11 protein-coding genes are annotated in these 13,124 nt (G+C 54.8%); 4 read left to right on the forward strand and 7 right to left on the reverse strand.

The genetic code is table 11. From position 1 onward, the window contains the following. Positions 1–6 precede the first annotated feature (6 nt). A complete protein-coding gene (gene glgX / locus DZE2538_RS18105) occupies positions 7–1,977 on the reverse strand; it encodes a glycogen debranching protein GlgX (RefSeq protein ID WP_038914774.1) in 1,971 nt (656 codons plus the stop codon). Next, positions 1,977–4,160: a 1,4-alpha-glucan branching protein GlgB gene (gene glgB / locus DZE2538_RS18110; RefSeq protein ID WP_023640938.1), complete on the reverse strand. Its 2,184-nt coding sequence runs from the start codon at positions 4,158–4,160 to the stop codon at positions 1,977–1,979. Before glgB ends, glgX begins: the two co-directional genes overlap by 1 nt. Positions 4,161–4,540: 380 nt before the next feature. Here glgB and DZE2538_RS18115 point away from each other — a divergent pair, with 380 nt between their 5' ends. Then, positions 4,541–6,226: a sensor histidine kinase gene (locus DZE2538_RS18115; protein ID WP_038916923.1), complete on the forward strand. Its 1,686-nt coding sequence runs from the start codon at positions 4,541–4,543 to the stop codon at positions 6,224–6,226. Between the two features lie 188 nt (positions 6,227–6,414). On the opposite strand, the gene cspE is transcribed toward DZE2538_RS18115, so the two are convergent. The 3 genes from cspE to asd form a co-directional block, all read right to left on the reverse strand. Further along, positions 6,415–6,627 carry a transcription antiterminator/RNA stability regulator CspE gene (gene cspE, locus DZE2538_RS18120; protein WP_012768004.1) on the reverse strand — a complete coding sequence of 71 codons (213 nt, stop codon included), beginning with the start codon at positions 6,625–6,627 and terminating at the stop codon, positions 6,415–6,417. Between the two features lie 372 nt (positions 6,628–6,999). Continuing rightward, positions 7,000–7,419 (reverse strand): nickel-responsive transcriptional regulator NikR, encoded by a 420-nt coding sequence (gene nikR, locus DZE2538_RS18125; RefSeq protein ID WP_038916924.1) that lies wholly within the window; start codon positions 7,417–7,419, stop codon positions 7,000–7,002. A 243-nt stretch (positions 7,420–7,662) separates the two neighbouring features. Then, a complete protein-coding gene (gene asd / locus DZE2538_RS18130) occupies positions 7,663–8,763 on the reverse strand; it encodes an aspartate-semialdehyde dehydrogenase (protein WP_023640941.1) in 1,101 nt (366 codons plus the stop codon). A gap of 198 nt (positions 8,764–8,961) precedes the next feature. On the opposite strand from asd, the gene DZE2538_RS18135 reads away from it, so the two are divergent. Next, entirely contained in the window at positions 8,962–9,555 is a 594-nt protein-coding gene (locus DZE2538_RS18135; protein WP_019845825.1) for a YhgN family NAAT transporter, read from the forward strand. Between the two features lie 107 nt (positions 9,556–9,662). On the opposite strand, the gene gntT is transcribed toward DZE2538_RS18135, so the two are convergent. After that, positions 9,663–10,979, reverse strand: a complete 1,317-nt coding sequence (gntT, locus tag DZE2538_RS18140; protein ID WP_019845826.1) for a gluconate transporter — start codon at positions 10,977–10,979, stop codon at positions 9,663–9,665. A 56-nt stretch (positions 10,980–11,035) separates the two neighbouring features. On the opposite strand from gntT, the gene DZE2538_RS21060 reads away from it, so the two are divergent. Together DZE2538_RS21060 and DZE2538_RS18145 are read left to right on the forward strand one after the other, a co-directional pair. Next, entirely contained in the window at positions 11,036–11,179 is a 144-nt protein-coding gene (locus DZE2538_RS21060) for a hypothetical protein (RefSeq protein ID WP_155242667.1), read from the forward strand. Between the two features lie 107 nt (positions 11,180–11,286). Continuing rightward, on the forward strand, positions 11,287–11,805 hold the full coding sequence (locus DZE2538_RS18145; RefSeq protein WP_023640944.1) for a gluconokinase: 519 nt from the start codon (positions 11,287–11,289) through the stop codon (positions 11,803–11,805). An 8-nt stretch (positions 11,806–11,813) separates the two neighbouring features. Here the strand turns inward: DZE2538_RS18145 and gntR are convergent, their stop codons facing one another. Further along, entirely contained in the window at positions 11,814–12,812 is a 999-nt protein-coding gene (gene gntR, locus DZE2538_RS18150; protein WP_028085704.1) for a gluconate operon transcriptional repressor GntR, read from the reverse strand. Between the last annotated feature and the right edge of the window lie 312 nt (positions 12,813–13,124).

The raw sequence follows: 13,124 nt of genomic DNA on the forward strand, positions 1-13,124 counted from the left end.
CCTTTTTTATTGTTTTACCAGTACGCACACCGCATTCGCCTGCCCATGCCAAACCCGTCCTTTGAGCGGATGGTCAGCCGCGCTAAAGGGGGGCGAAACCCGCCACTCCCCTGCGGGAAGCGAAAACTCACTCGTCTGCGTCGTGGCGTTGAGCAATAGCAACCAGCGTTCGGAAAGCTGGATTTGTAACTGATGTGCCCCCTGCTCCCACTCGTATGGCGTCAGCGGCTCTCCCTGCGCATTCAGCCACTGAACGTCGTTTCCACCGTCACGCCACCATGCGGCTTTGCGCAACGCGGGAATAGCACGGCGCAGGCGGATCAGGCCTGCGGTAAACGCGAGCAAATCGGTATCCGCCTGATCCCAATGCAACCAGGCCAGCGCGTTATCCTGGCAATACGCGTTATTGTTACCCTGCTGGCTGTTACCGAATTCATCGCCAGCCAGCAGCATCGGCGTGCCCTGCGACAACAGCAGTGTCGTCAGCAGCGCCTGTTGGCTGGCGCGTCGCCGCGCCTGTGTGGCGTCATCCGCCTCCAGCCCTTCCGTCCCATGGTTGAAGCTGAAATTGCTGTTGGAGCCATCACGGTTTTGTTCCCCGTTGGCTTCGTTATGCTTGTGGTTAAAGCACACCAGATCCCGCAGGGTAAAACCGTCATGGGAGGTCAACATGTTGACCGACGCCCAGGGCAAGCGCCCATTACGCTCAAATACCTCACTGGAGGCGGCGAAACGTCGGGCAAATACCCCGACAGGCATATCGCCGAGCAACCAGAAACGGCGCATATCGTCGCGAAAACGGTCGTTCCACTCGGCGAACAACGCAGGAAACTGGCCCAGTTGGTAGCCGCCGGGACCAATATCCCAAGGCTCGGCGATCAATTTGCACTCGCGCAGCGAACGGTGGTTACGCAGCGCGGTAAAGAACGGGGCCGAAGAAGAAAAATCCGGCGAACGCCCCAAAATCGTCGCCAGATCAAAACGGAAGCCATCCACATGGCAGGTTTCATGCCAGAACTTCAGGCACTCAATCACCCACTGCAATACCGCCGGGTTCTCCAGCCGCAACACGTTGCCGCATCCCGCCCAGTTGTAATAATCGCCCTCCCCGGTTAACCAGTAGTAACTGGTATTATCAATGCCGCGTAGCGACAGCGTCGGGCCGTCTACGTCCAGCTCTGCGCTGTGATTAAACACCACATCCAAAATCACCTCGATGCCGGCTTTATGCAGCGCCCGCACCGCGTCACGGAATTCGTTGAGTGGGTCATCCCCCGCCGCCAGGCTGCTGTCCACCGCGAACGGCAGCAGCGTGTTGTAACCCCAGTAATTGCGCAATCCCATCGATTGCAAACGGGGCTCGTCGGCATGCTGCTGGACAGGCATCAACTCCAGCGCGGTCACACCCAGTTGCGTCAGGTACTCCAGCATCACAGGGTGCGCCAGCGCAGCGTAGGTGCCGCGTATCGATGCCGGAATGCGTGGGTGACGTCGGGTCAACCCACGCACATGCGCTTCGTACAATACGGTGTGATGCCAGGGCGTGCGCGGAAAGGCATCGCCCTGCCAGTCGTAACGTTCATCCACCACCACGCTGCGTGGCATCACTTCGGCGCTGTCCGCGGCATCAGGGTAGTCATAACCGCCGTGCAGTCGCTCATCATCCACCACCCAGCCATCCATCTGGCGGGCGCAGGGGTCAAGCAACAGTTTCCGGGCATTGAAACGCAGGCCGCGTTTCGGGTCGAACACACCATCGACACGGTAGCCGTAACACAAGCCTGGCTGGGCATCCGGCAAATAACCGTGCCAAATATCGCCGGTACGGGCCGTCAGCGGCAGGCGTTGTTCCCGCAGGCCGTCAAAAATACACAATTCCACCTTCGAGGCTCCGGAAGAGAACAACGCAAAGTTCACTCCTTCGCCATCGAAGTAAGAGCCTAACGGTCGGGGACGACCCGCCAGCAGTTCAACCATTACGCCTCCCTCACCAGATACAGGGTGGAGAGCGGCGGCAGTGTTAATACCAGCGATTGTGGCCGGGAATGACTGCCGACCGCTTCACTGCGTACCAATCCCTGATTGCCACTATTGCTGCCGTGATAATGCATGGAGTCGGTATTCAGCACTTCACGCCATTGCCCCGGCTGATTGATACCGACGCGATATCCGTCCCTCGGCACCGGCGTAAAGTTGCTGATAATCAGCATTTCATTGCCGTCGGCATCGCGCCGGATAAAGGCAAAGACCGAATTCTCGCGGTCGTCTACCACCACCCATTCGAATCCCTGATGCAGGTAATCGCATTGATAAAGCGGCGGGTGTTGGCGATAGCAATGGTTGAGGTCGCGCACCAGTTGCTGTACTCCGGCATGCCAGCCTTCAGGCTCATCCAACAGATGCCAGTCGAGGCTGGTGTCGTGGTTCCATTCTCGCCCTTGCGCAAACTCGCTGCCCATAAACAGCAGTTTCTTGCCGGGATACGCCCACATAAAACCGTAATAGGCGCGCAGGTTGGCGAACTTCTGCCAGGCATCGCCCGGCATCCGGTCCAGCAAAGAACGCTTGCCGTGCACCACCTCATCGTGTGACAGCGGCAGGACGAAGTTCTCGCTGTAGGCATACAGCATGCCGAAGGTCAGCAGGTCGTGGTGGTATTTGCGATGCACCGGGTCCTGTTGCATGTAGGCCAGCGAGTCATGCATCCAGCCCATGTTCCATTTGTAGTGAAAACCTAACCCGCCATGCTCCGGCGGCAGTGTCACCCCGGCATAATCGGTAGATTCTTCGGCGATGGTGACCGCACCGGCACGGTGCTGACCCAGCATCTGGTTGGTGTAACGCAGAAAACCGATCGCCTCCAGGTTTTCCTTACCCCCGTAGTGGTTCGGCACCCACTCGCCGTCACGGCGACTGTAGTCCCGGTAAATCATCGACGCCACCGCGTCCACCCGCAGCCCGTCGACGCCAAACCGTTCGGTCCAGTACAGCGCGTTACCCGCCAGATAGTTACGCACTTCGTGGCGGTCAAAGTTATAAATCAGCGTGTTCCAGTCCTGGTGGTAACCCTCTTTCGGGTCGGCATATTCGTACAAGGCGGTGCCGTCAAACCGCGCCAGCCCGTAACTGTCGGTCGGGAAATGGCCGGACACCCAATCCAGCAGCACATTGATGCCCGCTTCATGAAACGCATTGACCAGATAACGGAAATCCTCCGGTGAGCCGAAACGGCGGGTCGGTGCATACAGCCCCAATGGTTGATAGCCCCAACTGCCGTCAAACGGATGTTCATGCACCGGCATCAGCTCAACATGGGTAAAGCCCATTTCTTTCACATAAGGCACCAGTTGGTCCGCCAGTTCACGGTAGCTGAGCCAGAAATTGTTGTCGGTATGCCGCCGCCATGACCCCAGATGCACCTCGTAAATGGAAATCGGCGACTGCAAATCGTTGGCGGATTGCCGCGCCTCATCCACCGGCAGCGCAGGCGGCAGCCCACTCACCACCGAGGCGGTATCCGGGCGCATCTGTGAGGCAAAGGCATACGGGTCGGATTTCACCAGCACATTGCCGTAGCAATCGATAATTTCGAATTTGTACAGTTGCCCCACCCCAACGCCTGGGACAAACAGCTCCCACACGCCGTTCTCACGCCGCAAACGCATCGGATGGCGACGCCCATCCCAAAAATTGAAATCGCCCACCACTGATACCCGCTGGGCATTCGGTGCCCAGACGGCAAAACAGGTGCCCTCAACGCCATCCAGCGTGGACGGATGTGCACCCAGTGTTTCAAACGGTCGTAAATGGCGCCCCTCCGCCAGTAACCAAATATCCAACTCCTGCAATAACGGGCCAAACCGATAAGGGTCATCAATGACATACGTCTCCTGCTGCCAGGTGACCGCCAGCCGATAGCTGAATGGCTTTTTGCGACGAGGAATCACTGAAGCGAAAAAACCGCGTGGGTCCCGACACTGTAAGTGCGCCACTTTGCGTCCGCTGTGTGCATCCACCACGTGAACCTCACTGGCGTCTGGAAGCAGTGCGCGTACTTCCAGCCCTGACGATGTGACGTGCATACCCAATACTGCAAAAGGATCGGCGTAATGGCCGGAAAAAAGGAGATTAATGATGTTCCGATCGGAAAATCCTGACATGGCATCCGTCCTCTGAATTAACCATCTGAATAAAGTAAAGATGTTAAAGAGACAGGTCACTTCTTCAGCACTCTTATTGGTATGCGAATGCCCTGAGTCAATAACAGAAAAGGAACCAGCCTGACCCCCATAAAAAGAGAGCCGACCTGAGAAGGTGCAACAGCACCGTAATAGTTGATGCTGAAAAGTATTCTTCAGGTAAGCCTAAGATTCAGCTTAGTCAAGAAAAGAGAAAATATTTGAGATATTGGATAAATTTTTACTTCCAACAACCATAAGAAAAAATAATTAATCATAGCGTTAGCGAATATTGATCTTGTTCGGGTTACCTTGGTGTACAACACGTAGAATTGCTTGATCCAACAGGGAGGTGTGTGGAGATGGTCAGCCAGGTTGATTTGATTCTGTCATTGCTACAACAAACGTGCGTCTATCTGGTTATCGCATATTTGCTGAGCAAAACACCGCTGTTCATTCCGTTGACGCAGGTTACCCTTCATCTGCCGCATAAATTGATCTGCTATCTGACGTTTTCCATGTTTTGCATTCTCGGCACCTACTTCGGCCTGCATATTGACGACTCCATCGCCAATACCCGCGCCATCGGCGCGCTATTGGGCGGCGTACTGGGAGGGCCGACGGTCGGCGTACTGGTGGGGTTAACCGGTGGCCTGCACCGTTATTCATTAGGCGGTATGACCGCACTGGCATGCATGGTGTCCACCATCATGGAAGGATTGGCCGGTGGCCTGCTACACCGTTATATGCTGCGTCGCCACCGTATCGATCTGTTGTTTCAGCCGTTGGTTATCGCGGCTGTCACTTTGCTGGTGGAAATAGTGCAGATGAGCATCATCCTGCTGTTGTCGCGCCCATTTGGCGAAGCGCTGACGCTGGTTAAGAGCATCGCGTTGCCGATGATCATCACCAACAGTATCGGGGCGGCCATGTTCATGCGGATCCTGCTGGACAGGCGAGCCATGTTTGAGAAATACACCTCGGCGTTTTCTGCGCGTGCTTTGCAGATTGCGGCAAGGGCGGAAGGGGTATTACGGGAAGGGTTTAATCCGGATACCAGCCTGCGGGTGGCCAGGATCTTGTATGAAGAACTGGGGGTTGGTGCCGTCGCCATCACCGATCGGGAAAAGCTGCTGGCTTTTGTCGGCACAGGCGATGATCACCACACCGCCGGTTCGCTGATTACATCGTCCTATACCCATCAGGCTATCGACAGTAATCAAGTGGTGTATGCTGACGGTAACGAAGTACCTTTTTGCTGCCCGCTGTCGTCACACTGCAAACTGGGGTCTACGCTGGTTATCCCACTGCGTGGCGAAGAGCAGCGGGTTATCGGCACCATCAAACTGTATGAACCGAAAAACAAGTTATTCTCCAGCATAAACCGCACGCTGGGGGAAGGTATCGGCCATTTGCTGTCGGCTCAAATTTTCGCGGGTCGTTTCGAGCAGCAAAAGCAGTTGCTGGCACAATCCGAAATTAAACTTCTGCATGCGCAGGTGAACCCCCATTTCCTGTTTAACACCCTCAATACCTTATCGTCGATTATCCGCCGCAATCCGGATCAGGCCCGTCAGTTGGTGTTATCGCTCTCAACCTTTTTTCGTAAGAACCTCAAACGCAGCGGTGATGAAGTCGCGCTCAGTGATGAGCTGGAGCACATCAACGCCTATCTTGATATTGAAAAGGCCCGTTTCGCCAATCTGCTGACGGTGGACATCGCCGTTCCAACATCGCTCAAGGCCGCCAGATTACCCGCCTTTTCCCTGCAACCGCTGGTGGAAAACGCCATCAAGCACGGCATCGCCCACATGCTGGATAACGGTTATTTGCGCATTGATGCCCGTACTCACGCCAATATGCTGGAGCTCACGATAGAGGATAACGCCGGGGCTTATTACCCCCGCAACGGTAGCGACGGGCTGGGGATGAATCTGGTAGACCGGCGCATCAAGGCGCGCTACGGCCATCATTACGGCATCACGGTTACCAGCGAGCCGGAACGCTTTACCCGCGTTCGGGTACGGGTGCCGCTGAGGGTGGGATAAGAGCGTGTCAGGCGGGTGCAGTCATACTCATACCTGAAATAAAACACATACCGAAATAAAACTCACGCCTGAAATAAAAAACGGCTTCCCCTGGGGGAAGCCGTTCTTAGGCTGATCTCGGCATCACATCACCTCACTGCTCCGGCTAACGCCATCTTCGCTATCGTCGGTGAGGATGACCCGGGAAATTACAGCCCGACTACGTTCTCAGCAGAAGGACCTTTCGGACCGTTGCCGATAACGAATTCTACTTTCTGGCCTTCGTACAGCGTTTTGAAGCTGTCGCTCTGAATTGCAGAGAAGTGTACGAATACGTCTTTGCTGCCATCAGCCGGGCTGATAAAGCCAAAACCTTTAGATTCGTTAAACCATTTTACTGAACCAGTCATTTTATTAGACATCATATTACCTCGTAATTTTTTCCAGCCCATTTGAGGGCAACAGGGGTCTGCAATGCAGGAAATACTTATGAGCAAGAAAAAAAGAGATTCAGGGGAAGTGATATCAGGGATAACGCTTGGACTGAGGACTACTTTAGTAAAATGCTTTGCATAAATAGGTCTGACTAACAAACCGTGCGGCTATTAACGCATTCATCAGGCATGAAAGCAAGCGTTATATATTATTTCGGCGGGAAAATATTTTATATTATTTATAATTCATGCAGTTAATGAGTCGGCCTCGGCGATTTTTCACCTTGTGCCAACCACCGCTAACGCCAGCCGACCCGCAAACTGGCTTAACAATACACCGGTGTTGCTGCATGTATTCCGTTATTCCTTAGCGGCGGCCTGCTCCATCGGGATCAGATTCAGCTGCCCGTGACGCACCCCTGTCTGAGCGATGACCGACGCGGCAAACAGCTCTACACGCTCGGTGGGGCCACGCAAAATCACGGTTTCCACACATTCGTCATGACTGAGGTGGGTGTGCATGGTGGACACCGTCAGGTGATGATGTTCATGCTGCATACCGGCCAGTCGGCTCGACAACTGACGCTCATGATGGTCATACACATAGCTCAGCACCGCCACGCACTCGGCGTCTTTATCCTGCGCTACCGTCATTTCGCCCAATTCACGCCGCAACATATCGCGAAACGCTTCCGACCGGTTGGCATAGCCTTTTCGCAGCATCAGTGCATCCAACGCCTCAGCCAGCGGGTCATCCAGAGAAATCGTCAATCGTTGCATGTCAGCCTCACAAAAAAAGCGAAAAAAATCCTCCGACGTGGTGTCACGCAGGCCGTTCCATTATGCCGGGGTTCATCATGATGATCGTGATTCAGCGCAAAACGGCGCTCAAATCCCTGATGGACAAATAAGAATGGACAAGACCGCACACCATTGCCAGAAAAAGATCATCGCCGCCTGAGGCGGGTGACCGAGGGATAACAGTAAAACGCGCCCAACGGGCGCGTTTTAGCAGGAAGGAGATTACAACAGGATACGCAGCATGCGGCGCAGCGGTTCGGCAGCGCCCCACAACAGCTGGTCACCGACGGTGAAAGCGGACAGGTACTGCGGCCCCATATTCAGTTTACGCAGACGACCCACCGGGGTAGACAACGTACCGGTCACCGCTGCCGGAGTCAGTTCACGCATGGTGATTTCGCGGTCATTCGGCACCACTTTCACCCAATCATTGTGGGTAGCCAGCATGTGCTCGATTTCCGGAATCGACACATCTTTTTTCAGCTTCAGCGTGAACGCCTGGCTGTGGCAGCGCAGCGCGCCGATACGCACGCACAACCCATCCACCGGAATGGTGCTGGCGGTATTCAGAATCTTGTTGGTTTCGGCCTGGCCTTTCCACTCTTCACGGCTCTGACCGTTTTCCAGTTGTTTGTCGATCCACGGGATCAGGCTACCCGCCAACGGCACACCGAAGTTTTCCACATCCAGACCGCCGCGTGACAATGCCGTCACTTTGCGCTCGATATCCAGAATGGCGGAAGCCGGGTCGCTCAGTTCAGCGGCGACTTCGGCGTTCAACTGGCCCATCTGAATCAGCAACTCACGCATATTGCGCGCACCCGCGCCGGACGCTGCCTGATAGGTGGCAACGGATGCCCACTCCACCAGATCGTTGGCGAACAGGCCACCCAGCGACATCAACATCAGGCTGACGGTACAGTTACCACCGACAAACGTTTTGATGCCTTTATCCAGACCTGACTGGATAACACCGTGGTTAACCGGGTCCAGAATAATAATCGCATCATCTTTCATGCGCAGAGAAGATGCTGCGTCGATCCAGTACCCTTGCCAGCCACTTTCACGCAGCTTTGGGTAAATTTCATTGGTATAATCGCCGCCCTGACAGGTGATGATAATATCCAGCGCGCGCAGCGCGTCGAGATTGTAGGCATCCTGCAGGACACCCTGCTGGCCGCCCAACGCCGGTGCTGGCTGACCGTGCTGTGACGTAGAAAAGAATACCGGGCGGATTAAATCAAAATCGCGTTCTTCCACCATGCGCTGCATGAGTACCGAACCGACCATTCCGCGCCAGCCAACAAAACCAACATTTTTCATGGTAACCGTCCTGCCTGGGGGTGACAAAAAGCAATCCGACTGCCGTTTCAGGCAGGGAGCATAGTTTTAAGTGATGTCTGTCAACCTTACAAAATGTATCAGAAGTCGCAAGTGAATTTATTCGATGACTCAGACGTTTTCAGCAGCAGGCCTAATGTGCCTGCCAGAAGACGGGGATGAAAGGAGCTTACCGCCACCATGACTGAAATGATCTCGGCAACCGTTCTGTTGCTGTTAATTATGGATCCGCTCGGCAACCTGCCGGTGTTTATGTCTGTTCTGAAACACCTGGATCCCAAACGGCGACGTGTGGTGCTGATTCGGGAGATGATCATCGCACTGGGGGTGATGCTGGTATTCCTGTTCGCTGGCGAGAAGATTCTGGCCATACTGAATCTGCGTACCGAAACCGTGTCCATTTCCGGCGGCATCGTGCTGTTTTTGATTGCCATCCGCATGATTTTCCCAACGCAGGAAGGCTTTACCAGTGGCTTACCCGCCGGTGATGAGCCGTTTCTGGTGCCGTTAGCTATTCCGATGGTGGCCGGGCCATCGATTCTGGCCGCACTGATGCTGCTTTCCCACCAGTACCCGAATCAATTGCCGCATCTGACACTGGCGCTGCTGATTGCCTGGGCCATTACCGTAGTCGTGCTGCTGCTATCAAATCTGTTCCTGCGGTTGTTGGGCGACAAAGGCGTCAATGCGTTGGAACGGCTGATGGGGCTGGTGTTGGTCATGCTCTCCACCCAGATGTTCCTGGACGGTATTCGGGCCTACCTGAAACTGTAGCATCTGGTCGTTGTTGTCTCAGACCGCTCTCTCAGTCTCCCGCGCGTTGCGGAGACTGAGAGAATAGGGTTACCGCCTGTCTGTCTTAATCACACCCTCTGTCTTCATCACACCATGTAGCTCAACAGCAGGGTGCCGACCAGGCCACACACCGCGATAATGGTTTCCAGCGCTGACCATGACTTCAGTGTTTCCGGAATGCTCAGGTTGAAATACTCCTTGAACAGCCAGAAACCGGGGTCGTTGACGTGAGAAAAAATCACGCTGCCGGAACCGACCGCGATCACCATCAATTCCGGGCTGACGCCGCTGGTGGCAATAATCGGCGCCACAATCCCGCCCGCGGTCAGCGCGGCCACGGTGGCAGACCCTAATGCCAGGCGTAGCACGGCGGCGATAAGCCAACCCAGCAGCAACGGTGACACGCTACTACCGTGCATCATACTGGCGATGTACTTGTCTACGCCGCTGTCGACCAGCACCTGTTTAAACGCGCCGCCGCCGCCGAGGATCAGCAACATCATGGCGATGATTTTAATCGAGTCGGTAATGGTGCCCATCACCTCATCCATGCTGCGGCCACGGTTCAGGCCGAAGGTAAAAATCGCGATCAGCACCGCAATCAGGGTCGCCATCACCGGGTCGCCGAAGAACTCGGCATACGACAACAATGCATGTCCCTTCGGTAATATCATTTCTGCCACGGCGCGCAGCGCCATCAGGATAACCGGCACCAGTGCAGTCATTACGCTGACGGCAAAGCCCGGCATTTCCTCTTCGGTGAACTGTTTCGGGTTATACAGCCCTTCCGGGATCGGCTTATCGATCTTTTTCAGAAAACGGGCGTAAACCGGCCCCGCCAGAATCACCGTCGGGATCCCCAGCAACGTACCGTAGAGCAGGGTTTTACCCATGTCGGCATGGAATAGCGAGGCAATCGCTGTCGGCCCCGGATGCGGCGGCAGAAAACCGTGAGTGACGGATAACGCCGCTGCCATTGGCACACCGGCATACAGCAGCGGAATACGGGCGGAAGCCACAATGCTGAACACCAGCGGCAACAGCAGCACAAACCCCACTTCATAGAACAGCGCGAAACCGACGGTAAACCCGGTCAGTACTATCGCCCACTGGATATGTTTACGACCAAAGCGCTGAATCAGCGTGGTGGCGATCCGCTGTGCACCGCCGCAGTCCGCCAGCAATTTCCCCAGCATAGCGCCAAATCCCATGATCAGCGCCAGGCTACCCAGTGTACCGCCCACCCCGTTTTTGATGGAGGTCATCACTTTTTGCACCGGCATTCCCTGCATGACGCCCACAGCCAGTGCAACCAGAATCAGTGCGATAAAACCATTCAGTTTAAAGCGGATCATCAGCACCAACAGCAGTGCGACACCCACAGCGACAATCACGAGTGGCATAACTCTCTCCGGCAACCCCTGCCTGCGCGAGCCGGGCAACGACAGGGGATTTTCTTATGTTTTGCGAAGGCTCCCGGTGTGACATCGACGCCTTCGCTACAGTAGTGGCGTACCTGCGTCGTGACAGGCATGCATCGTTGCATCCCGTCGGGAGCGCATTCACCCAATGTGATGGCTGTCATGTGGCGACTATCGCGTGACAACTATCACAATGCACGATGTTACCGGTATCATGATACCGGTAACATGTTAAAGTACGAAACCTGCGCGACGCATTTAATTTACAGTTTGGGATAGAGATCAAATTATGTCAGGACAAAGTATTATTCTGATGGGGGTTTCCGGCAGCGGGAAATCCAGCGTGGGAGCCCAGTTGGCACAAGCCATTCACGCCAAGTTTATTGATGGCGACGATCTGCATCCCAGGGCCAATATCCAGAAAATGGCCAACGGCCAGCCGCTCAATGACGATGACCGCGCCCCCTGGCTGGAGCGCCTGAATGATGCCGCCTACAGTCTGCTGCATAAAAATGAAACCGGCATTATCGTCTGCTCCGCCCTGAAAAGGCGCTACCGCGATCGGCTACGCGACGGCAACGACGGTATGGTCTTTCTCTACCTGAAAGGCAGTTTTGACGTCATTTTGCAACGCCATCAGGCACGCGCCGGCCATTTTATGCCGACGGGTCTGCTGCAAAGTCAATTTGATGCGCTGGAGGAACCGGACGAAACCGAAGCCGATGTCATCACCGTGGATATCAACGGCCCGATGGACCAGGTGGTAGCGCGGTGTATCGAGGCATTGCGCGCTCGCCTGCCACGCTGACCCCGGCCTTAAACGCTTTCGCCCACTTGCACGGTAAAGCCGACATCCACACGGGGTGTCGGCAAGGTTTCGCCATGCAGACGAGCCAGCAACTGTGCCGCACCGATCTCGCCAATGCGCTTACGCGGTGTCAGTATGCTGGTGAGCCGTGGCACCGTGGTTTGTCCGATATCATGGCCGTGGAAACCGGCAATCCCCATCTGTTCGGGAACGCGTAACCCCTGCCGCTGGCATTCGAACATGGCACCAATCGCCAGGTCATCATTGGTACAGAACAGGCTATCGAGCTGTGGGTATTCCGCCTGCGCACGACGCAACAGCTCGCCGCCCAACGTATAAGACGAGGGGCTTTCACTCATCACGCTGTAACTGGCAAGCCCGGCCTCCGACATCGCTTGTTCATAACCCCGCTGCTTTAATAACGTGCGCTCATCCTGACGCGCGCCGAGGTACACCACGCGGCGGCGACCACGCGCAATCATATAACGCGTCATCTGGCGCGCGGCGTCCACATTATCAAACCCCACCGCCATATCGAGACAAGGGGATACCGAGTCCATCAACTCCACCACCGGGATCCCGGCTACCGCAATCATCTGACGGGTACGCGCCGTATGGTTGCGCTCAGCAAGAATCAGCCCATCAATGTTATAAGCCAGCAGCGACATCAGACGCCGTTCTTCCACTTCCGGCTGGTAGCCGTAATGCGCCAGCATGGTTTGATAGCCCTGCGATTCCGCCACTTTTTCAATGCCACGCAACACCTCAGCAAACACCTGGTTGGTGAGCGATGGCAGCAACACGCCGATGGCCCGGCTGGTAGAATTAGCGAGAATATGCGGCGTTCGGTTGGGAATGTAACCCAATTCATCCAGCACAGCGGCGATCTTGCCTCGCAATGCTTCAGAGACCTGCTCCGGGTTACGCAAATAGCGGCTGACCGTCATTTTAGTCACCCCAACCCGGTCGGCGACATCCTGCAATACCGGTCTTTTTTTCTTTATCATCCGTTGACATCCCCGCGACTCAAAACGCCGATTGTACTAAAGAAATGGTTAGCAGAATATCTATCTGAACACCGATGATAACAACTGCATGACGGCATCCCGAAACTAACTTAGTTATATTATTCATTTATTATTAATTAATTTTTCAATAAATAGACACACCAATAAATTAATTAATTTTTAATGAAGTAACACGGTCATAAATGATTTTTTATTATAAGCCGTTTCACATACGATTATTGTATTCTTGCCGGAATGGCACCCATCATTACATGCCATAAAAAATGTCGGGATACAGAAATTTGGCTTTCT

Source organism: Dickeya zeae NCPPB 2538 (genome assembly GCF_000406165.1).
Lineage (GTDB): Bacteria > Pseudomonadota > Gammaproteobacteria > Enterobacterales > Enterobacteriaceae > Dickeya > Dickeya zeae.